Origin of the sequence: Weissella paramesenteroides (assembly GCF_036327715.1) — a bacterium.
GTDB classification, from domain to species: Bacteria; Bacillota; Bacilli; order Lactobacillales; family Lactobacillaceae; genus Weissella; species Weissella paramesenteroides.
Genome location: NZ_CP130559.1, coordinates 618813 through 641979 on the forward strand (window position 1 = coordinate 618813; position 23167 = coordinate 641979).

The window sequence follows — 23167 nt, forward strand, 5'->3', positions numbered from 1 at the left end:
GTGGCGTTGTTGAGGCGGAAGCAGAGGCACCAGTTAAAGTTACTCAAGTATCTGATACGACTAAACAATTAAAATAAGGGAGATGTTATGAATAAATTAAAGCAAGCACTTGTTGTGACAGGTGCTTTTTTAGCGTTCGCAGGTGTTGGCTATGTATCATCTGATACTGCCCATGCTGATACACCTCGTGTGGATATGGTCGACGTATCTAATCACAACGGACAAATGACAGCGCCAGAATTTGTTTATATGCGTAATAATTACGGTATGAAAGCTGTCGCAACGAAAATTTCAGAAGGGACAAGCTTTCATGATTATACAGCACCGGGTAACATTGCGGCGGCTAAGGCTGCTGGTGTTTATATTAATGGATATCATTTCCTATCATCAACAACAGTAGCCGGGGCAATTGCCGAAGCTGATTATGCTGCAAGAATGGCAAAAGCTGATGGGTTGCCAGTAGGTGCTGTCTTGGCGGTTGATATTGAGAACTCCTATCAATTGTCAATGGGTTCACGTATGCAACCAGTTGCGACAGCTTTTGAGAACCGTGTGCGGGCATATGGTTACCGCTCAACCACTTACACTGGTGGTTACTCATCAAGTGTCAGTCCTGCTGGTGAGAAAGCATGGTTAGCACAATATCCATACGTACCCACATCGGCTATGAAGCTTTACAATACCGAACATGCTTGGCAATGGACGTCAAACCAAACCTTTGCCAGCTCACTAGGTCGTTTTGACGCCTCAATTTTGTACGACAACTTCTTTACAGCTGGCACTGATAAAGATGCAGTTGTGCCTAATGTGACACCAAATGATAAGGTAGTAAACAAGCCAGATACGTCAGCAATTCAACAATTTAAGAATGCTGGTAACAAGTTCACGGCTTATAAGTCATTCAAGGTTGATAAAATTGCCTACGTCAATGGTATGTGGCAGGCTATTAACTATGATATGGCAGGAGGTAAAGATGCTAGCTGGACGGCTAATGGTATTCCGCTTGCTATGTTGGATAATGTGACTCGTGGTAACTATGCAGCAACTCGCGTAGGTGATCAGGTTAAGTTCAAGACTGGTTACAATTACGGTACGATTGACCAATATGACAACAACTCAAATGGTGCTGGTATTGTTGAAGGACGATATGGCAACGTTTGGTACAACGCCAATTTACTATTAAATAAATAATTGTAAAGTAACTATCAATAAACTATAATCTAGTTAACTTGATAGCTAATCTCCAAAAATTAAAAGCGATAATTATTTGCATTAAACAAACAGTTATCAAGTTAAAAGCCCACTAGGTTATTCGATTGAATAGCTTGGTGGGCTTTTTTTATGTGTTATGATTATTATATAGAGCTTAGTATCTCTTCCAGCTGCTCTATAAGTAGTTATGTGTTGATTAAGTCATATGACTATTAAAACCGTGATATCTTACCATTTTGTATTTGCTCTTCATGGTTCAAACCACCAGATTATGCGACTGGTGGTTTTTTTACGGGTTCTTTAAAAGATTGTGTTAAAATATTTGTATAGATATTTGGTATATTTAACCATCTATCTAATTGTCTTGATTAGATTCTTCTAGATTTTGTTTACTGACTACAATTTTCGTTTTGTTTTATCTCATCTCATTAGTTTGTTAAAATTAGAGTAGAACATTTTAAAAGGTCCCACTGGGTAGAGTATGCACTCTATTTAGCGGGGCTTTTTTTGATGACAGGGGGTTGTGAGTAATGTATCATAAATTTTGATAATATTAGTTTTGTTGCCTAAATATATGAATTAAATTATTATGAGGTGTAAATATATGAATAAAGTGGTAAAGGGAATAGTTAGTTCGATAATAATAATACTTTTTGGAGGGTTTTCAGCGTTTAGCGTTGAATGGATAAAAGGGGTAGACATAGCTAGTATATATGCGACTCTTAGATTACCTCCTTTTTCTCCGCCTAGTTGGCTTTTTGGTCCAGTGTGGACTGTATTGTATATATTTATTGGTATTTATTTATCTAATCTTGCCTCTCTTAGACTTAATAGAACCAAATTATACTTATTAACGTATATTCAATTGGTTTTAAATATTTCATGGACAATTATATTTTTTGCCTTTTCGAACTACTTATTAGCGACATTTATGATTTCTATTATGGATATAATAGTTATATTTATGTTATTTATTGATTATCGAAAAATAAAGTGGTTATTAGTTCCGTATTTAATCTGGTTAATATTTGCTTCATACCTATCACTTGGTGTTTTCTGGCTGAACAGGTTATTCGATTAAATGGTTTAACAGACTTTTAATTTGTCAAAAATTTTTGATAGAATATAGATGGCTCGATGACTTATTCTCTCGGCAACTTCAAAAGTTAAAACAACAACTGGCAAGTCAAATTAAAACCACTGGTCATTGCGACTAGTGGCTTTTTTTGTGCTATGATGATGAAGTGCACTTGGGGGTTAAACCAAAGTAGTGTTTATATGTACTTATGGCTACACTTATTTCTCTTTCCTTTCTTTGACGGTTGTGGGAAGAGATACATATATTACAAACTAATTATAGTTAACAATAAGATTTTTAACAAAATTTGTGATATAGTTACGGTGTAAATATCAACTCTACTCTTGGTGTTTGCAAGCAAATTGATGTTTTTGAAGTTAGTAACCCTTCTAGGATTTCATTTTTGCTCTTCCTTGACGTGATATCTTCCTCTTAAAGGATGTCATGGAAAATCCAGCTAGGTTATTCTAAGGGAATGACTTGGCTGGATTTTTAAAAATATGTTATAATTTTTACGTAGAATGTAATGGTTGTCTGACTGACTACTTTGAATTATCTCTATGAATAGTTATTTGTTGATCGAGGCATATGACTATTGTGAACCATGTATTTTCATGCCTATCTCAGTTTAAAAATCTCATGGTTTAAGCTACCAGTTTATATGACTGGTAGCTTTTTTTCTTGTACTTTAAAGCATTGTGCTAGAATGGATACGTAGGTATTTGGTAGTCAGTATTGTCTGCTAATTATCTTATTGAAATTCCTTTAAAGCTCCTTGACTTTACGTATTACAGGTTTTGTTTTATCTCATCTTATTAGTTCTTTGTAACTAGGATAGAACGTTTATTAAAATCCCCGCTGAACAGAGTATATGCTTTGCTTAGTGGGGATTTTTTACAGCTTTATTGTGGTATGGATAAGACGATGATTTTTAATGTAGACTACATTTTTGTGCATTTAGTAACTATTAATATAGATATTTATGGTCATTCACAATACGCTTTTTAATCGAATTTATGTTAACATTGTGATGTAAATATCAATCTTACTTTTACCAAACCTACTGTTGGTCTTTACGTTCAAATTGATATTTTAAAGCAATTTAGCCTTTCAAAATATCAGTTTGTTTTTACTTCACGTGATTTTCTCTTATCAAGAAGTGTCACAAAAAAATCTCGCTAAGTTATTCTAATCGAATAGTTTAGTGGGATTTTGTCTTGTTGGGAACTAGTAGGGAACTATTTATGCTGAAACTGTTGATACAAAAGCATTCTTAAAGTTTAACAAGAAATACGGACTTGCTTAATTGCAAATTCCTACAAATGCCGTTGCATAGCGCTAAATGCCTGTGTGACGGCTTTTTTGTGCGTTTTTGAATTGAGGTTGACAAAGACTTAATCGATGCGTAAAATAGCGGATATTGGTAGGATACTTCATTGTATGTCAGAGAAGCTACGGGAGCTGTGAGTAGCGCAGGTGGAGTAACTGAACTATTTGAAACAGTTAAATAAACTTAAGAGAGTTGATCCGCAGTGACCAACTAATTTTTGGGTGGTACCGCGGAAAAATTTCGTCCCAGTGATAGGTTAAAAACCTTGTCGCTGGGACTTTTTTATGCAGAGAGGAGCAAAAAACAATGGGGTACTAAAGCATACCGGACATGTCGGAGGACTTAACCGTTATCAATTATCAACTTATTTAGGAATAACATGTTGAAACAAAAAATTATTTCATTTAATTAGAGGAGAAGTTCGATATGGTTAAAACAATGACATTTAAACAAAGTCTTTCAATATTATTAGTATTAATTTTCATTTTTAGTTGGAGTATTCTTGGGTTTGGTTTATCCCCCAATGTACCATTAGTTATTAGTATTATTGTTGTCATGGTATTTGCCAGGATTCGTAGGACCACTTGGCAAACAATTCAAGATCAGTTATTAAAAGGGATTAAAACTGCATTGGCACCATTATTCCTATTTTTGCTCATTGGTATGCTGATTGGCCTATGGATGGGAACCAATACCATTCCATCTTTATTGTGGGTCGGTTTGAAAATTGCCAATGTGCAGTGGTTTCTGTCAAGCGCGCTATTGATTATGGGCTTAATGGGTACAATGATTGGGTCTGCTTTCACAACATTGGCAACAGTCGGGGTAGCATTAATGGGCGTTGGAACAGCCATCGGATTTGATCCGGGTGTGGTAGCTGGTGCAGTATTATCAGGCGCAATCTTTGGTGATAAAAGTTCACCATTATCAGATTCAACAAATCTAGCATCGTCGATTGCAGGCACAGACTTATTTGCGCACATTAAGAACATGATGTGGACGACAATTCCAGCGCTAGTGGGGTCATTAGTGATCTTTACGATATTAAATCAACAACAGACAATTAAGGGTAGTGTGAACGATTTACAAAAATTGGCTGGCTTATTATCTCCCACTTGGTGGTCAGTCATTCCAATTGCATTGTTATTTATCATGGCATGGCGACATATTCCGGCAATTCCAACGTTATTGGTTAATATTGCTGTGACTGGCAGCATGTTTATGGTGAACCATAACTTGCAACAATTGTCAGATGTCATTATGAACGGGTCAAAAACAGCCATCCATAACAAGTTATTAGTAGCATTATTGAATCGTGGGGGGATGCTTGCCATGATGCCCACGGTCATAATTATTATGTTGGCATTAGCATTAGGTGGATTATTAACAGAACAGGGTGTCTTAAAATCAGTTATGACACCGTTAGTTAATCGTATTAAAACGAAAGCTGGTGTGATTACTGGTACGTTATTGACTGGTATTTCCGCTAACTTTTTAATTGGTGAACAATATTTAGCAACCATTTTACCTGGACAACTTTGGCATGATACGTTTACTCGCTTAAGTATTAATCGATTAACACTAGGGAGAACGTTGGAAGATTCAGGTACGGTTATTAATTATTTGGTACCTTGGGGTGTGGCAGGAAGTTTTGCTGCACAGACATTGGGTGTTTCGGTAACAACGTTTGCACCGTTTACGTTTTTTGCCCTGCTATCACCAATCTGCTCATTAGTCAGTGCGTGGACAGGTATTGGTCAACTTAATGTTGATGATGAATAGCTTGCCATGCAAGTTGGTGGGCACCATGGTTTTGCTTTTCCGGCAGCCATGTCGCAATGATTAGGTGATAACGGTCATAGTAAGTTAGTAACTGCGCTAATTGCGGTCCGAAATGTTTCGCATAGCGTTTATGGATGCTATCGATAACAATCTTTGAATCTGCATAATACATGATCGTATCAGTTTCATTGCTGAGAGTGGCTAAAACTTGAAAAGCCCAAATAGCAGCTGCAAATTCGGCCTCATGATTTGACATGTTTCCTAGATAGCGATGCTGCTGAATTTGCTGACAATTATATAGAATGACAAGCCCAGCACCACTATTACCAGGATTTCCTTGACTAGCTGCATCTGAGTAAACTTTGATTAACATGACAAGTACCTCCAATTTCATTATACTAGACGGTAGGGACATTCTCAGATGATTTACAAACGCTTTGATTATTTGGTAAATCAGAAAGGACATAAGAATGAAGGGATATTATCAACCAGCTGGCCTGATCGGCTGGGTTAACTGGCTGTGGATTCTAATGATTGCCTTGTTTGGCCTCATTATGCAATTAGAGGTAACACACCTTAATGTATGGACATACGGGGCAGTGGCTGCCTTTATTGCGATTGCATTATTGACTTATTTTAGACGCAGAGTTGCGCTAACCCAAGAAGCCCTATGGATTTTACCTATGTTTGGGGTGCATACGGATAAGTTTCGCTTTTCTGAAATGGCACATGTGCAATTTACAAAACGAACGATTTTATTTAGTTATGATGGTGAGCACTATAGCTTTTGGATGAATCAACGCTTTTTAAACAACTTAAAAAAAGAAATTGAAGGACAAACAAATGACTGAGGAATCACTAACAATTACAGACCAAGAAGGCCGTTTGGATAAAGTTGTTGCAGAGGCATTCACGGATTACACGCGAACACAAATGTCAAAATGGATTGATGATGGTATTTTAACAGTTAACGGCGAAACTAAGAAGGCAAAGTATAAAGTGCATGCTGGTGACGTGATTTCGTTTGTTGTACCAGAACCAGTTGTTTTGGATATTAAGCCAGAGAACTTGCCTTTGGATATTGTCTATGAAGATGATGATTTATTGGTTGTCAACAAGCCACAGGGGATGGTGGTTCATCCTGCTGCTGGCCATCCAAATGGCACGTTAGTTAATGCATTGATGTATCATACTGAATTGTCATCAATTAATGGTGTCATTCGGCCAGGAATTGTTCACCGCATTGATAAAGATACATCAGGTTTGTTGATGGTAGCCAAAAATGATCAGGCTCACGAAGCTTTATCCGCAGATTTAAAAGACAAGAAAAATCTGCGTCAATATTATGCGCTAGTGCATGGTGAGTTTTCTGAGAATAAGGGGACCATTAAAGCGCCATTAGGACGTTCGAAGACAGATCGTAAGAAACAAGCAGTGATTGCTGGTGGTCGAGATGCAGTTACTCATTTTGAGGTCGTGAAGAGATATGTCGGGTATACCTTGTTACGAGTAACGCTAGAAACAGGACGTACACATCAAATTCGCGTACACATGGCCTATATCGGTCATCCAGTGGCTGGCGATCCATTGTATGGCCCAAAGAAGACCCTTGCTGGTAATGGTCAATTCTTACACGCTGCGACATTAGGGTTAACACAACCAACAACTAAAAAAGAATTAACATTTGAAGCACCATTACCACAATATTTTGTTGAAACATTAGCACAATTACAACCATATGCGGAAGAAAACAACTGATAGTACGCAAATAACGTTGAACATGCTAAAATAGTTTTAGATAAACGAAATGAAAATTGTAACTTTCTTAAAGTAATCCTGTGAGGTTATTAGGAGGTAGCGTGGTAAACATAATGAACGAGACGTTACCCTTTTTAGAGGAGGTAGTGTCTCTTTTTATTTATTAACTGAAATCAACTAGAGAAAAGGAATAAATTATGGCAAAAGAAATTGTTGACGCAATGGCAATGCAGCGAGCACTCACAAGAATTACATATGAGATTATCGAAAAAAATAAGGGTGTTGCCAATCTTGTGATTGTTGGCATCAAGACACGTGGTGTATTTATTGGTCAACGTATTGCAGAACGTCTTCAACAATTAGAAGGTGCAACAATTCCCGTTATACCTCTTGATATTACACATTACCGTGATGATGATACAGATGGCACCGGTGAAAAATCATCATTCAATGTTGATATTGATAATAAACGAATTATTTTAGTTGATGATGTCCTTTTTACTGGGCGAACAATTCGTGCGGCCTTAGATGCCATTATGGATAACGGACGACCAGCAGCCGTTAATTTAGCAGTTTTGGTTGATCGAGGACACCGTGAATTACCAATTCGTGCTGATTTTGTGGGCAAAAATATTCCAACAGCGACTTCTGAAAAAATTCGTGTAAACATGAAAGAATTTGATGGCATGGATGGTATAGAAATTCGTTAATTTTTCAACGGTTAGACGGGAAGGAGGGATCGTTTAGCAAAACTGTTAAACGAGATCTACGTCATGACAACACGTTATTTAATTTTACAAGATGGCACTGTGTATGCTGGTGAAGCTTTTGGGGCACCTGCAACAACTTTTGGTGAGTTAGTTTTTAATACGGCTATGACTGGTTATCAGGAGATTATTACTAATCCAATTTATTACAATCAAATTGTGATGTTCACTGCACCAACGATTGGGGCAGCCGGCATTAATCACTATGCGGATGAATCAATTGTGCCCGCAGTAAAAGGGGTTGTTGTACGTGAAATTGCAGAAATTTCGACCAATCGACTACAAGCGCTGAGTTTAAATGATTACTTAAAAAGGCACAATATTCCAGGAATTTCACAAATTGATACGCGTGCCTTGACGCGTCATTTACGGGAAACAGGTGTGCAAAAAGCATCAATTGTTGACCAACCGGATGATCATGCTTTTGATCAATTACGGGCGATGGTGTTGACAAATCAACAAATTGCACAAATTTCGACGCCCAAAGCATATGCTAATCCCGGGCGTGGAGCAAATGTTGTTGTATTGGATTTTGGCCTTAAAAGTGGTATTTTACGGATGCTCAGCGATTTTGATGCAAATGTTACAGTATTACCTTTTTCTGCCACAATCGATGAAGTTGCTAATCTTGATCCTGATGGTATTGTCATTTCATCGGGGCCGGGTGATCCAGGGCAAGTTCCTGAGACAGCATTAGATATTATTCGCGAGTTTGAAAAACGCATACCATTATTTGGTATTGGGCTAGGTCATGAATTATTTGCAATAGCTAATGGTGCTAAGGTCGGTGAACTTGCATCAGCCCATCATGGGATGAATCATCCTATTCGTGAGCAGATTACCAAAGATATTATGTTTGCTACCCAAGGTCAGGCATATTATGTGGATAGTGAGTCGATTAAGAATACACCTTTATTTGTGACCCATATTGACATTACTGATAACCAGATTCAAGGGTTACGGCATCGAGATTACCCAGCATTTAGCGTACAATTTTTTCCAGATGCGGCACCAGGACCATTAGAAGAGACTCAGGCATTTGCTGAGTTTATGGAAATGGTGATGGCACGTCGAGGAGGTGGAACGATATGACAGAACGAGTCTTAATCATTGGTGGTTCTGCTAACGATTTTGGCCGAGAAACTGAGGGTGATGTTGCTGCTTATCAGGTTGTTCATGCCCTAAAGCAATATGGGCATGAAGTGGTGGTTGTTGATGACAATCCATACTCTTTTACCAGTGCACGGCATGATATTCAAGTGATTGAACAAACATTGACCGTTGAAAACCTAATTAAAATTATTAATGATGAGCATATCACAGCCATGATTACTTCGGTTGGTGGTTCAACAGCGATTCGCCTGGGGGCAGACATTCTTAAACTAATGGGAAATGGTGCCCCAACCGTTTTGGGATTATCATTGCCAGTGATGCAAGCAACCCAGAATACAAAATATTTGCATGAACGTTTGACCCAGTTAAAAATTCCAACGGTACAGTCACGCCTTGCTAGTAATTTGAATGAAATTTTCGATGCAGCTAGAGATTTTGAGTTGCCTGTTGTTATTCGGCCAGTTGCGCCAATGGGTCAGACATTGCGACTACAGGTTGAAGATACAGATGATTTAGAAGAGGCAGCAGAAACCGCACTTAGTCGCTCAATTACCCATCAAGTGAATATTGACAAGAGTATTCGTGGCTATCAAGAAATTTCTATGTTAGTTATTCGCGATAAAAGTGATTCAACGATTTTAATCGGTGGTGTTGAGGATATGGATCCGGTTGGAATTCATTCAGCGGATTCAATTGCCATTACACCAATTCAAACATTACCCGATCCCGTGTACCAAAAATTACGTGCAGCGGCATTTACAGTTATTCGGGGATTTGATGTTGTGGGCCTATTAGAAGTCCGTTTTGCTGTTGATCCAAAGAATAATGAGTATATTATTACTCGTGTGACACCTTATTTTGATCGGACGGCCGCATTATTAGTAGCCGCAACAGGTTATCCTTTGGTGCCAGTGGTTATTCGATTAATGCTGGGTGAAAATCTTGAGGATGTTAAAACACCAGTTATCGGTGCCAATCATACAGCATTATTGGAGCCAACGATGGATCATATCGTGATTCGTTTTCCTATTTTTTCATTTGGTGATTTTGAGTCAAATGGTGTGAAAACAGAGCATCGACTGAATACAGTCCAAAAATCAGTCGGTGCGACGATGGGTGTTGGAAGAAGCGTTGAGGAAGCCTTAGAAAAGGCTATCCGTGCTGCGCATTTTAATAACCGAAATTTTTCACCGACTGTGATGAATGCGCTAACAGATAACGAAATAATTGAACAGTTGATTCACCCCCGAGATAACCGTATTTTTGTGCTGATGGAAGCATTGCGAAGAGGATATACAGTTGATGAATTGGCAGAATTAACAAAAATTAATGCCTTTTACTTCTATAAATTAGATCAGATTAATAAATTAGAAGAAACTGTAAAAAATAACGCTTGGCAAACGGATGTTTTAAAATTGGCAAAGTATTACGGCTTGTCAGATGGATTGATTGCCCGTTTATGGCATGCAAAGTTTGAGGAAGTCCGTCGTTACCGATGGGATAATGGTATTTTGCCAACGTTTAAGGCGTTCGAGCCATCAGCAGGTGAATTCGAAGAGGCAGCTAATCAGTATTATTCAACCTTCGAATCAGAAAATGAAAGTAATCGATTGGGACGACGGTCGGTATTGGTTATTGGTTCTGGTGGATTCCGCCTAGGAGATGGTGCAGCAGCGTCCTATGTGATGGCAATGGTCGTCAAAGAACTGCAAAGTCAGAATATTGACACTATTCTCATGAATAACAATCCAACTGATTTAATGTTTATGTCACAGTTGGGTAGTAAAAAATATTATGAGCCTTTAGAAATTTCTGATGTCATGAATGTGATTGAAATTGAACAGCCAACCCAAGTATTCGTCCCTGGTAATCGAATCAAATTGATCAATAGTTTACGCCAGAATGGGATTAACGTTCAGGTAATTGCTAAAGAAAAATATTTACCAAGTAGTATGAAAGATGATTTACCACATATCGTGATTAATTATTTTTATGATGGGCAAACGATTTACTTAATTGGGTTAGGCTATCAAAGTAATCAAGGTATCATTTTAGATCAATCGTTAATGTCAGAAGAATTATGGGAAAGGTTACCGCGACCACAAATGAGCTCTGAGACACCAGGATTGTATCAATTGATCATTAATCCATTACCAAGTTATGATGAAAATCCAGCAATGATTGTACGACCAATGCCATTTACAATGGTCGCTTTTTTGGATAAGGTAACGGGCATAGACTGGTTACGATTGGTAATTCGTTATATGCTAAATCGGCAAACTTATTCAGAACAACAATTTTTAGCGCAACTGAAGTCGTTGACCTGGCGAGTTCCCAGAGCACAACTCGAGTATTGGGATGCTGATTTTGCTGAACATATGGAAATTGATGAAGAATTAGACAATGGTCGTTATGCGATTGGGGCAACTTACCGTATAATTTAAGTATCAATTGTGTTTATATGATAAACTAGACAAGTTGAATTAAAAATTTCGAGAAAGAAGGCACTACCGATGTGGAAAAAAGTATTAGGCGTGCTCGTCGTAATTGCGGCGGGTGTTGGGTTGGCTGCTTGGGGAATTGGCCCAAAGTCACTCGTAACGACCGATGCAGGTAATGTTTCACAAGCTGAATATTACAAAAAATTAAAAAGCTCTCCTGAAGGACAAAAGGAATTGGCCAATATGATTATTCAAAAGGTTTTGGATAAGAAATATGGAGATAAAGTTTCAAAGAAATCTATTGAATCACAATACAATGACGCTAAGTCACAGTATGGTTCACAATTCTCACAAGTTTTGTCACAAAATGGTATGACGGAGGATAGTTTCCGTGATTCATTGCGTATACAAGCTTTGGAAAAGCAAGCAGTAATTGCTGATAAGCATTATTCAAATAAGCAATTGCATAAAGCTTACAAAGAATATCAACCAAAGGTTAGTGTATCAGTTATTTTGACTTCATCAGAGGATGATGCGAAAAAGATTATTACACAACTTGATAAAGGTGGTGACTTTGCTAAGTTAGCAAAAGAAAAGTCAATCGATACCAATACCAAGAAAAATGGTGGTAAGATGACTAGTTTTGATTCAACTGATACAAATCTTGAAGATGATTTCAAAACAGCTGCTTTCAAGTTGAAGAAGGGTGAATATACAAAGACACCTGTAAAATCAACATCATCGCAAGGATACTTTATTATTAAGATGGACTCAAAGAGTGATAAGAAGTCATTTAGTGCTTTGAAGTCAAAAATGAAGAGTATCTTGGTTGAAAAGACAATGTCAGATACGACTGAAGTTCAAGCAATTGTTGGTGAAGAATTGGGTAAGGCCAATGTGAATATTAAGGATTCAACATTACAAAATGTTTTGTCTACGTATACACAAGCTGCCGCAACTGCAAAGACTGCAAAGAGTAGTTCATCTTCTGAGAGTTCAAGTTCTTCATCGGAAGCATCTTCAAGCTCTTCATCTAGCTCTTCATCAAGTTCATCAGCATCGTCAGATAGCTCAAGTTCTTCATCGGAAGCATCTTCAAGCTCTTCATCTAGCTCTTCATCAAGTTCATCAGCATCGTCAGATAGCTCAAGTTCTTCATCAAGTGCTAGTTCGGAAAGTAGCAATTAGTTAATCATAAAAACTACAGATTTTTTTCTGTAGTTTTTTTATTTGATAAAATGCTGAAAGAAATTCGGATTTACGTTACAATAGTTGTTGGATATAATAATTTGTTCGGCTTTTCGAAAGGGAATAAGAGGTTAAAAAGGATGCTTGATCGTTACACACGCCCAGAAATGGGACGTATTTGGTCGCTTGAAAATCAATACCAGTCATGGTTAGATGTTGAAATTGCCGCTACTGCCGGTTGGGTCTCAGTTGGGCATGTGCCAGCAGACGACTTAGCTGCCATTCGTGCAAATGCAAAATTTGATGTTGCACGTATTGCAGAAATTGAACAGTCAACGCGTCATGATGTCGTTGCTTTTACCAGAAATGTTTCAGAATCATTAGGTGAGGAGCGGAAGTGGATTCATTATGGATTAACTTCAACAGATGTTGTTGATACCGCACAGGCTTTGAGATTACGCCAAGCTAATCAGGTCATTAAGGATGATTTGCAGGAACTGAAAGCAACGTTAGCAGAGTTGGCTTTAAAATATAAAGATACGGTTATGATGGGACGTACTCATGGTGTCCATGCTGAGCCAACGACCTTTGGATTGAAAATGGCTCGATTCTACCAAGCAGCTGTACGTAATATCGAACGTTTTGATCGCGTTGCTGCAGCTATTGAAACCGGAAAACTTTCAGGTGCTGTGGGAACCTTTGCAAATATTCCACCGCAAGTTGAAGAAGTGGCGATGAAAGAATTGGAATTAACCCCACAACCAATTGGTTCACAAGTATTACCGCGTGACTTACATGCCGATTATATGACAACGATTGCTGTAATTGGTGCTAATTTAGAAGAACTGGCAACAGAGATTCGTGGCTTACAACGTTCAGAAATTCATGAAGTTGAAGAAGGTTTCCGTGGTGGTCAAAAGGGATCATCAGCGATGCCTCATAAACGTAATCCGATTGGATCTGAAAATGTCGTTGGTTTATCACGTGTCTTACGAGGATATGCAGTTACTGCACTCGAAGATGTGACATTGTGGCATGAGCGTGATATTTCACACTCTAGTGCCGAACGAATCATTCTCGTTGATGGCACAACCGTTCTAGATTATATGTTACATCGTTTGACAAATATTTTACGCAATTTGCAGGTTTTCCCAGAAACGATGAAGAATAATATGACGCGCACATATGGGTTGATTTATTCACAACGTTTACTATTGAAATTAGTTGATGCGGGATTGTCACGAGAGGCAGCATACGATACAGTTCAACCATTAACGGCCCAGTCTTGGGATAATCAGTTACAATTCCGTGAATTGGTAGACGCTGATGAAACAATTCAAGCCAACTTAACGCCTGCAGAGGTAGATGATGCATTTGATTACCATTGGCACCTTAAGCACGTTGATGATATCTATAAGCGTCTAGGTTTGCTATAAGGAAATATTTGTATTGCTTTAGCTTAATTTGTTATTAATTTTATTGTTTAATAGATATTATTTGCACCTTTTGCGAATACCAGTTATTATAGAGAAAATATAGAAACGGGGGATTATATTTATGGCAGTAGAAGATGATGTAAAAGGTAAAGTTGATGAAGTTTCTGGTAAGGCGAAGGAAGTTGCTGGTGTTGTTTCCGATGACGAAAAGTTAGAAGCTGAAGGAAAAGCACAAGGGTTAGCTGGTAAAGCACGTGGCCTTTTCGGAGATGCAAAAGATAAGGTTGAAGATTCAGCCGAAAACCTTAAGGATAAGGCAGAAGATGCAGTTGATGATCTGAAGTCAAAGTTCAAGAAGTAATAATTTACCAATAATAAATTTAAAAGTACAGCGGTCAAGACAATGATGTTTGTCTTGGTCGTTTTTTGTTAGAAAATTAATTATAGCGGCTTGATTTGATAGCGATAATTTTAATGAAATATTAGATAAATTCGATTAATCTGTATAATAAGTTGACATTTATGCCAAAAAGCAATAACATTTGAATATCGAATATTTCGATGTTCGAAATAAATTTTGGAAGGAGCACGACTGTGGCAGTTCTATCTACGACAGAGATTATGGATTTAATTCCAAATCGTTATCCCATCTTGTATATGGATTATGTTGATGAAATGACCCCAGGGGAATCATTAATTGCAACAAAAAATGTAACAATTAATGAACAATTTTTCCAAGGACATTTTCCAGGTAATCCAGTTATGCCAGGCGTTCTAATTATTGAATCACTGGCACAAGCGGCTTCAATCTTGATTTTATCATCACCACAATTTGTTGGTAAAACAGCTTATATGACTGGTATTGATAATGCCAAGTTTAAGAGAATGGTTAAGCCAGGCGATACAGTGAAGTTGCATGTTGAATTTGGTAACCTACGTGAAAATATGGGAACAGTAAAAGTTAAGGCAGTAGTTGATGGTAAATTAGCTACTAGCGCTGAACTAATGTTTGTCGTTTCACCTGAAGACAAGTCAGCTAGTGACACGGAGAAATAAGTATGACCGCACATGAAGAGGATTCTTTTGAAAAAATGAATGAGTCATTAGTAGATGTCTTCAATAATGTGATGTGGATTGAGGAAGCCTCATTGCGCAAATCACGCTTTAAGGATATTTCTATTAAAGATATGCATACGATTGCGGCGATTACTATGTATGATACGCGGACGGCATCCCAATTAGCTCAAACGATGCATTTAACACCTAGTGCAATGACTAGTGTAATTGATAAGCTTGAAAAAAAGGGTTATGTCGTTCGTACGCGTGATACGAAAGATCGACGTGTGGTTCGCATTGGATTGACGCACAAGGGTCGTACGGTTTTTCGTGCCCATGAAGCATTTCATCGAGGTATGGCCCATTCATTGTTTGATTCATTAGAGGAAGGTGAAGCACCTGCGGTTGAAAAAGCCGTTAGTGATTTACAAGATTATCTTCGTGAGCTAATACAGTTTTAATTGAGGACATTATGGAACGATTTACAATTGTTGAGTCTGCCCACGTGGTGCCTGAGCGTGTCGTCACAAACGATGAATTAGCAACGTTTATGGATACGTCAGACGAGTGGATACACTCTCGCACAGGTATTCATCAACGACACATTGTGTCAAATGAAAGCACGAGTGATTTAGCAACGACTGTTGCAGAAAAGCTTTTGGCACAGGCAAATTTGTCAGCAAATCAATTAGATTTTATTATTGTTGGCACAATGTCACCAGACTACTTAACGCCAAGTGTGGCACAACAAGTCCAAGGACGAATTGGTGCAACGAATGCTTTTGCATTTGATTTGTCGGCCGCATGTTCCGGGTTTGTATATACACTTAGCATGGCTAGTAAGTTACTAGCGACCAAGTATCAACGTGGTTTGGTAATTGGTGCTGAAGTACTAAGCAAGCTAGTAGATTGGGAAGACCGGTCTACTGCAGTCCTGTTTGGAGACGGTGCTTCAGGTGTTTTGTTACAACAAACAGTAGAAGATACTGGTCTGTTAGCAGAAGCGCTAAAAACATACGGTGATCAATCTGAGTTTTTGACGGCAGGTCGTCAGCGAAATAGTAATCATTTCGTTGGTGATATCGTTGCAGCTGATCCTTACTTTCATATGAATGGGCGTGAGGTTTATAATTTTGCAACACGTCAAGTGCCAGCTGTCTTATCTCAAGCATTAGAAACGGCACAATTAACTGCAAATGATATTGATGTATATGTCTTACACCAAGCAAATGCACGAATTATTGCAAGTATTGCGAAAAGATTTGGACAACCGATTGATAAATTCCCAACCAATGTTGTCAACTATGGGAATACAAGTGCTGCAAGTATTGGCATCTTGCTTGATGAATTACGGGCAACAGGCGTTGTTCATCAAGGTCAGAAAATTGCATTAGCTGGTTTTGGTGGTGGTCTGACTGCAGGTGCGCTAATTATCCAGCTATAATTTATAACAACTAATTTATTATTAATAAGACAAAAAAGAGGAAAATAACATGACTGAAACAGAAATTTTTAACAAAGTAAGCGAAATCTTGGTTGACCAATTCGATTTGGAAGATGATGAAATTAAGTTAGATACAAACTTAAGTGAAGATATCGATGCAGATTCACTTGACTTGTTCGAAGTTTTGAACCGTGTTGAAGACGAATTTGATATTAAGCTTGCTGTTGCTGAAGAAATTCAAACAGTACAAGATTTGGTTAACAAGGTAACAGAACAAGTAAACGCCTAAGTAGTCGACGTAGTTAGAAGGGACGATATTATGAGCTTTAAGCTAAATAATCCACTTTTTGAAAAGTTGGGCATGAAATATCCTATTATCCAAGGCGGTATGGCTTGGGCTGGAACAGGTCATTTGGCTGGATCTGTTTCAGAGGCTGGTGGATTAGGTATTATCGGAACTGGGTACTGGAAGGCTGACAAAGTTCGTGAAGAAATTCATCGTGCGCGTGAAGTGACGGACAAACCTTTTGGGGTTAACGTGATGTTGCTTTCACGTCACATTCGTGAAGTGTTTGATGTTGTGATTGAAGAAGGTGTAAAGGTCGTTGCCACTGGTGCAGGTGATCCATCACCTTTTATTGATGAATTGCACAGTCACGGCATTCTAGTTATCCCAGTTATTCCATCAGTTGGTCTTGCTAAGATGATGGAAAAGAAGGGTGTTGATGCCGTTGTTGCCGAAGGTATGGAATCTGGTGGTCATATTGGTAGTTTAACAACCATGACGCTTGTACCTCAAGTTGTTGATGCTGTGAATATTCCAGTTATTGCAGCTGGTGGTATCGGAGATGGTCGTGGTGTTGCAGCCGCCTTTATGCTCGGTGCTTCAGGTGTTCAGATGGGAACACGATTCCTAGCTTCTGAAGAATCAGAGGTACATGAAAACTTTAAGAATGCAGTTGTCAAAGCAAAGGATATTGATACTTTAGTAACTGGCGAAATCATGGGAAACCGTGCGCGTGTACTAAAGACAAAAATGTCAAAGAATTTCGTTAAGCAAGAACGAATCGAAATTCAAAAGCCTAAGCCAGATGCTGATGCAATTGAGGATCTAGAGAACGGTTCATTACGCCGAGCTGTTATTGATGGTGATAAGACAACTGGTGCTTTCATGGCTGGACAAGTTTCTGGTTTGATCACTGAATTGAAGCCAGTCGCACAAATCTTGGAAGATACTTGGTCACAGGCAGAAGATCTTTTGAATTAACAATATTGGAGGACATATGAAACTTGGAATTTTAATGAGCGGACAAGGTGCTCAAAAGGTTGGCATGGGTGCTGATTTATATGAGCAAGTACCAGCTTATAAAGAAACCATTGATGAGGCTAGCCAAGTGCTAGGTTATGACATCATGTCAACTATTGTTAATGATGAAGAGAATGTAAAGCAGACAAAATTCACGCAACCTGCAATTCTAGCAATGAGTACTGGTATCTATCGCGCATTGGCGGATGTCATGCCAGCACCACAAGCAACGCTGGGGCTTAGCCTTGGTGAATACAGTGCTTTGGTCGCCGCTGATGTATTAACTTTTGATCAAGCCATGCGGATTATTAAAGACCGTGGTGCATACATGCAACAAGCGGGTGATGATAATCCAGGTAAAATGGTCGCTGTGATGACAGAAGATCAAGACTTGGTTATTGCAACTATTAACAAATTGCAAGCAGCGGGTAAGCGTGTTTATCCAGCGAACTATAATACATTTAATCAATTAGTTATTGGTGGTGTAGGTGCTGATGTTGATGAAGCAATTGCAGCACTGACAGACGCAGGTATTGAACGATTGGTTGAGTTACCAGTTTCAGGACCTTTCCATACGCCATTAATGCAATCGGCAGCCGATCAATTGACGACACGTTTGGCAGATGAGCCATTTTCACCAATGTCATTTGATGTTTATTCAAATACAACTGGTAAAAAATTCTCAGATGTTAAAACAACATTGTTAGACCAAATTGTTTCACCAACTTACTTTGCGCAAGCATTGCAAGCGATGGTAGATGATGGGGTTGATACGTTAATTGAATTTGGTCCAAGTGATACACTTTATAAATTTGCTCGTAAAATTGTCGGTAAAGATATTAAGCGTTATAAGGTTACTAATTTTAAGACGTATCAAGAAGTTCGTGAAATGTTAGCAGCAGAATAGGAGACGAAGTGATGAATCTCGAAGGGAAAACAGTTTTAGTTACAGGGTCAACTCGTGGTATTGGTTTGGCCATTGCACACGCTTTTGATGATGCTGGCGCACGTGTTATTTTACACGGTCGTTCTGCACCAAAGGCAGAGGTGTTAGGTGAATTTAGCGAAGGTACCATGGCCATCACAGCAGATATTGCAGATGATGCTAGTGTAAAGACAGCATTAGACGGATTATTTGCTGAAATTGAAGGCATTGACATTCTAGTTAACAACGCTGGTATTGTGAATGATAAACTCACAATGGGGATGAAACCAGCAGATTTCGCACAAGTTGTAAACACAAACTTAAATGGCACATTTAATGTGACACAACCTGTTTTTAAGAAAATGTTGCGTGCCCGTACTGGACAGATTATTAATATGGCTTCTGTTGTTGGTTTGATGGGAAATGTTGGTCAAGCTAATTATGCTGCTTCAAAGGCAGGTATCGTTGGGTTAACAAAGTCATTAGCTAAAGAAGGCGCAATGCGTGGTATTCGTGTGAATGCCATTGCTCCAGGGATGATTGTCTCAGATATGACCAATGCCTTGTCAGATAAAGTGAAAAATCAAGTGCTGGAAGCAGTACCATTAAAACGTTTTGGTGAAGCAACTGAAATTGCAAATACAGCTGTTTTCTTGGCTCAAAACGATTACATTACCGGCCAAACAATTACGGTCGATGGTGGGTTATATATTTAAGCAACGCATACGTGCGCTTTTGCACTTATTTATTTTTACTTACTTTTTTCGTACGTATAAAATTGCTAAAACATAAAGGAGAACAAGATGACACGAGTTGTTATTACAGGTTTAGGTGCTGTTACCCCTGTTGGAAATAGTACTGAAGATTTTTGGAATGGTATTTTTAATGGTGAAGTTGGTATTGCGCCAATCACTAAATTCGATGCAACAGAGACTGGTATTACTGTTGCAGGTGAAGTAAAGGATTTTGATCCTTCTGCTCGCGTTGGTAAACGTGAATCACGTAAGATGGATCTATTTTCACAATATGCTGTTCATGCTGCTGGTGAAGCACTTGAGCAAGCTGGATTAGCTGATGGTGTTGATAATCCAGACCGTTTTGGTGTAATTATGGGAACTGGTATCGGTGGTTTGACAACGATTGAACAACAGGTTATTAAAATGCACGACAAAGGACCACAACGTGTTAGTCCAATGTTCGTACCTAATGCAATCCCTAACATGGTTTCTGGTAATGTCTCAATGCGCTATGGTGCAAAAGGTGTTAACTACACAGTATCAACAGCTTGTGCCAGTGCAACCAATGCAATTGGTGAGGCTTTCTGGCGTGTACAATCAGGTAAAATGGATGTTATGATCACAGGTGGTGCAGAGGCTTCAGTGAATGAAATGGGAATTTCTGGATTCGCAGCTTTGACAGCTTTGTCGACAGAATCTGACCCACTAAAGGCTTCAACACCATTTGATGTTAACCGTCACGGATTTGTGTTAGGTGAAGGTTCAGGGGTCTTAATTCTTGAATCATTAGAACATGCACAAGCACGTGGTGCCAACATCATTGCTGAGGTTGTCGGTTACGGTTCAAATTCTGATGCTTATCACTTAACAAGTCCAACTCCTGATGGTTCAGGTCCTGCTGGCTCAGTTAAATTAGCCTTAGAAGATGCAAATATTCAACCAAGTGATATTGACTATGTTAATGCACACGGAACAGCTACCGGAGCAAACGATGCCGCAGAGTCAAAGGCAATGGAATTGGTCTTTGGTAAAAATGGTGTCCTAGTTTCTTCAACAAAGGGTATGACTGGTCACCTATTAGGTGCTGCCGGTGCCATTGAAGCCATTGCTGCAATTGGTGCAATTGTTCGTGAAGAGTTACCAGTGAATATTGGTTTAACTGAACAAGACCCTGAAACAGCAGGTGTAACCCTAGTTAATGAAGAAAATAAGCATGTTGCACCAAATTATGTTCTGTCAGCCAATTACGGATTTGGTGGACATAATGCAGCAATTATTTTTAAGAAGTGGAGTGAAAATTAATGAGTTTGCAATTAGATGAAATTCGAACATTGATGCAAGATTTAGAAAATAGCTCATTGCGTGAATTTTCATTACAATCAGAAGATTTTAGCTTACATTTAAGTAAGAATGAAATTTCTCAACCAGTTGTGGCAGCAACCACACAACCCGAAACAGCTGCACAAACTGCTGTTTCTGAGAAGAAAGCAACAGAGGGAACTGCTGATTTAGGTACTGATAACAGTGTCTTGGTTGAAGCACCTTTGGTTGGAACTGTCTATTTGAAGCCAAAGCCTGATGCAGCTCCTTTTAAAGAAGTTGGTGATCATGTGCAAGTTGGTGAACAGGTTGCAATTATTGAAGCAATGAAACTGATGACACCAGTGAAGAGTGAAGTAACAGGTGTTATTAAGGAAATCTTGGTTGAAGAAGAAGATGTTGTCGATTACGGACATGCATTATTCCGTGTTCAACCGGATGCCTAGGAGGATTTGATATGTCAGTATTAAATACACAACAAATTCAAGAAATTTTGCCTCACCGTTACCCAATGTTGATGTTGGATACAGTAGAAGAACTTGTACCTGGCGAAAGTGCCGTTGCTATTAAAAATGTAACAATCAATGAAGAGATTTTTCAGGGTCATTTTCCAAATAACCCAACTTTTCCAGGTAATTTGACGATTGAAGCCTTAGCACAAACTGGTGCTGTTGCTTTGTTGTCAATGCCTGAACATAAAGGAAAGACAGCTTACTTTGGTGGTATTAAGAAGGCACGTTTCCGTAAGATGGTTCGTCCAGGTGACCAAGTAAGATTAGAGGTTAAGTTAACTCGTTTACGTGGCCCTATTGGTGAAGGTAAGGGAACAGCATATGTAGATGGCAAGCGTGTCACTACAGCTGACTTAACATTTATTGTTGGAGATTAAGTATGTTCAAAAAAGTTTTAGTGGCGAATCGAGGAGAGATTGCGGTTCGTATCATTCGTACACTGAAGGAAATGGGCATTAAATCTGTTGCTATTTATTCTTCAGCTGATGCGGATAGTCTTCATGTGCGATTAGCTGATGAAGCCATTGCTGTTGGTGGTCCTAGATCAAAAGACAGCTATCTAAATATGAAAAACATATTGAGTGCAGCTGTGTTGACTGGCGCTGAAGCCATTCATCCTGGGTATGGATTCTTATCAGAGAATGAAGCCTTTGCTGAAATGGTTGGTGCAGTTGGTCTCAAGTGGATTGGACCAAGTCCTAAAGTCTTGGAGTTAATGGGAAATAAGGCGAATGCACGTGAGTCAATGCGTGAAGCTGGTGTACCAGTGATTCCGGGATCTGAAGGTTTTATTCATAATGCTAGTGAAGCTAAAAAAGTTGCTGAACGGATAGGTTATCCTTTATTGTTAAAAGCTGCTGCTGGTGGTGGTGGTAAAGGGATGCGTTTTGTTTATTCAGAAAATGAATTAGCTGAAAAGTTTGATGATGCGCAACGTGAAGCAAAAGCTGCTTTTGGGGATGGTCACATGTACGTTGAAAAGGTGATGACAAATGTGCGTCATATTGAGATGCAAATTATTCGTGACCAACAAGGCAATGTCCTATACTTCCCTGAGCGTAATTGTTCATTACAACGGAATAACCAAAAAGTAATGGAAGAAAGTCCAGCCGTTGGCGTGACTCAAGCAATGCGTGATGAACTGGGAGCAATTGCAACGCGTGCGGTTAACGCATTGGATTATGAGAATACTGGAACATTGGAGTTCTTGGAAGACCATGATGGCAATTTCTACTTTATGGAAATGAATACTCGTATCCAAGTTGAACATCCAGTAACTGAATTAGTAACTGGTGTTGATTTGATTAAGATGCAAGTGCAGGTTGCGGCCGGCGAGGCATTAACTTTGCGTCAAACGGACATCAAAGTTAACGGTCATGCAATTGAAGTACGTTTAAATGCTGAACAGCCTGAACGTAACTTTGCACCAAGTGCGGGTAAGATTAATTTTGCCTTTTTGCCAACTGGTGGCCCTGGTATTCGCATCGATTCAGCAATTTATTCTGGTGACATTATTCAACCATTTTACGATTCAATGATTGGAAAATTGTTGGTACATGGTGATGATCGTGCTGAAGCAGTTGTTAAAATGAAACGTATTCTAGATGAAATGGTTATTGATGGTGTCAATACAAATGCTGATTTCCAAGAAGCGTTGTTAAATGATGATGTTGTTGCAGAGGGCTTGTTTACAACACAGTACCTTGAGCATGACTTTTTACCAAAATGGCAAAAAAGTTTGACATCAGGTGAATAGGAGGCA

The 23167-nt window shown here is 38.8% G+C and carries 23 protein-coding genes; 22 read left to right on the top strand and 1 reads right to left on the bottom strand.

What is annotated here, in order from left to right:
• Positions 1-87 precede the first annotated feature (87 nt).
• The 3 genes from QRX23_RS03095 (at position 88) to QRX23_RS03105 (ending at position 5402) form a co-directional block, all read left to right on the top strand.
• Positions 88-1191: a GH25 family lysozyme gene (locus tag QRX23_RS03095; RefSeq protein ID WP_150222007.1), complete on the top strand. Its 1104-nt coding sequence runs from the start codon at positions 88-90 to the stop codon at positions 1189-1191.
• A gap of 625 nt (positions 1192-1816) precedes the next feature.
• Positions 1817-2293 carry a TspO/MBR family protein gene (locus tag QRX23_RS03100; RefSeq protein ID WP_150222006.1) on the top strand — a complete coding sequence of 159 codons (477 nt, stop codon included), beginning with the start codon at positions 1817-1819 and terminating at the stop codon, positions 2291-2293.
• Between the two features lie 1753 nt (positions 2294-4046).
• Positions 4047-5402: a Na+/H+ antiporter NhaC family protein gene (locus QRX23_RS03105; protein ID WP_330155895.1), complete on the top strand. Its 1356-nt coding sequence runs from the start codon at positions 4047-4049 to the stop codon at positions 5400-5402.
• Here the strand turns inward: QRX23_RS03105 and QRX23_RS03110 are convergent.
• Positions 5383-5775, bottom strand: coding sequence for a ribonuclease HI family protein (locus QRX23_RS03110; RefSeq protein ID WP_330155896.1), 393 nt, complete (start codon positions 5773-5775; stop codon positions 5383-5385). The two genes, QRX23_RS03105 and QRX23_RS03110, sit on opposite strands and share 20 nt — an antisense overlap.
• Positions 5776-5872: 97 nt before the next feature.
• Between QRX23_RS03110 and QRX23_RS03115 the strand changes: the two genes are divergently transcribed.
• From QRX23_RS03115 to accC, 19 genes are all read left to right on the top strand, one after another.
• Positions 5873-6253, top strand: coding sequence for an EbsA family protein (locus QRX23_RS03115; RefSeq protein WP_330155897.1), 381 nt, complete (start codon positions 5873-5875; stop codon positions 6251-6253).
• Positions 6246-7160: an RluA family pseudouridine synthase gene (locus QRX23_RS03120; protein WP_002827610.1), complete on the top strand. Its 915-nt coding sequence runs from the start codon at positions 6246-6248 to the stop codon at positions 7158-7160. Before QRX23_RS03115 ends, QRX23_RS03120 begins: the two co-directional genes overlap by 8 nt.
• Positions 7161-7357: 197 nt before the next feature.
• On the top strand, positions 7358-7870 hold the full coding sequence (gene pyrR / locus QRX23_RS03125) for a bifunctional pyr operon transcriptional regulator/uracil phosphoribosyltransferase PyrR (protein WP_131473759.1): 513 nt from the start codon (positions 7358-7360) through the stop codon (positions 7868-7870).
• A gap of 63 nt (positions 7871-7933) precedes the next feature.
• Positions 7934-9019, top strand: coding sequence for a carbamoyl phosphate synthase small subunit (locus tag QRX23_RS03130; RefSeq protein WP_330155898.1), 1086 nt, complete (start codon positions 7934-7936; stop codon positions 9017-9019).
• The gene (locus tag QRX23_RS03135) at positions 9016-11484 is read left to right on the top strand and encodes an ATP-binding protein (RefSeq protein WP_140837092.1); all 2469 of its coding nucleotides are present in this window, start codon (positions 9016-9018) and stop codon (positions 11482-11484) included. Before QRX23_RS03130 ends, QRX23_RS03135 begins: the two co-directional genes overlap by 4 nt.
• A gap of 69 nt (positions 11485-11553) precedes the next feature.
• On the top strand, positions 11554-12669 hold the full coding sequence (locus tag QRX23_RS03140) for a peptidylprolyl isomerase (RefSeq protein ID WP_330155899.1): 1116 nt from the start codon (positions 11554-11556) through the stop codon (positions 12667-12669).
• Between the two features lie 140 nt (positions 12670-12809).
• Positions 12810-14105: an adenylosuccinate lyase gene (gene purB, locus QRX23_RS03145; RefSeq protein ID WP_330155900.1), complete on the top strand. Its 1296-nt coding sequence runs from the start codon at positions 12810-12812 to the stop codon at positions 14103-14105.
• A gap of 121 nt (positions 14106-14226) precedes the next feature.
• Positions 14227-14466: a CsbD family protein gene (locus QRX23_RS03150; protein WP_251940098.1), complete on the top strand. Its 240-nt coding sequence runs from the start codon at positions 14227-14229 to the stop codon at positions 14464-14466.
• Positions 14467-14699: 233 nt separating this feature from the next.
• Positions 14700-15161, top strand: coding sequence for a 3-hydroxyacyl-ACP dehydratase FabZ (gene fabZ, locus QRX23_RS03155; RefSeq protein ID WP_040760323.1), 462 nt, complete (start codon positions 14700-14702; stop codon positions 15159-15161).
• 2 nt (positions 15162-15163) lie between these two features.
• Complete coding sequence (locus tag QRX23_RS03160) at positions 15164-15622, top strand: MarR family winged helix-turn-helix transcriptional regulator (protein ID WP_002827601.1); 459 nt, start codon at positions 15164-15166, stop codon at positions 15620-15622.
• 11 nt (positions 15623-15633) lie between these two features.
• Positions 15634-16605 carry a beta-ketoacyl-ACP synthase III gene (locus QRX23_RS03165; protein ID WP_002827600.1) on the top strand — a complete coding sequence of 324 codons (972 nt, stop codon included), beginning with the start codon at positions 15634-15636 and terminating at the stop codon, positions 16603-16605.
• 49 nt (positions 16606-16654) lie between these two features.
• On the top strand, positions 16655-16894 hold the full coding sequence (locus QRX23_RS03170; RefSeq protein ID WP_002827598.1) for an acyl carrier protein: 240 nt from the start codon (positions 16655-16657) through the stop codon (positions 16892-16894).
• Positions 16895-16924: 30 nt separating this feature from the next.
• The gene (locus tag QRX23_RS03175; protein ID WP_251940100.1) at positions 16925-17872 is read left to right on the top strand and encodes a DUF561 domain-containing protein; all 948 of its coding nucleotides are present in this window, start codon (positions 16925-16927) and stop codon (positions 17870-17872) included.
• Positions 17873-17888: 16 nt separating this feature from the next.
• Complete coding sequence (locus QRX23_RS03180; RefSeq protein WP_330155901.1) at positions 17889-18818, top strand: ACP S-malonyltransferase; 930 nt, start codon at positions 17889-17891, stop codon at positions 18816-18818.
• An 11-nt stretch (positions 18819-18829) separates the two neighbouring features.
• Positions 18830-19552 carry a 3-oxoacyl-ACP reductase family protein gene (locus tag QRX23_RS03185; RefSeq protein ID WP_140837086.1) on the top strand — a complete coding sequence of 241 codons (723 nt, stop codon included), beginning with the start codon at positions 18830-18832 and terminating at the stop codon, positions 19550-19552.
• Between the two features lie 87 nt (positions 19553-19639).
• Complete coding sequence (fabF, locus tag QRX23_RS03190) at positions 19640-20875, top strand: beta-ketoacyl-ACP synthase II (protein ID WP_002827594.1); 1236 nt, start codon at positions 19640-19642, stop codon at positions 20873-20875.
• Positions 20875-21339 (top strand): acetyl-CoA carboxylase biotin carboxyl carrier protein, encoded by a 465-nt coding sequence (gene accB, locus QRX23_RS03195; protein WP_330155902.1) that lies wholly within the window; start codon positions 20875-20877, stop codon positions 21337-21339. The genes fabF and accB overlap by 1 nt, the downstream gene beginning before the upstream one ends.
• Before the next feature lie 11 nt (positions 21340-21350).
• Entirely contained in the window at positions 21351-21782 is a 432-nt protein-coding gene (fabZ, locus tag QRX23_RS03200; RefSeq protein ID WP_002827591.1) for a 3-hydroxyacyl-ACP dehydratase FabZ, read from the top strand.
• Positions 21783-21784: 2 nt separating this feature from the next.
• Positions 21785-23161, top strand: a complete 1377-nt coding sequence (accC, locus tag QRX23_RS03205; RefSeq protein WP_002827590.1) for an acetyl-CoA carboxylase biotin carboxylase subunit — start codon at positions 21785-21787, stop codon at positions 23159-23161.
• The last annotated feature ends 6 nt before the right edge of the window (positions 23162-23167 follow it).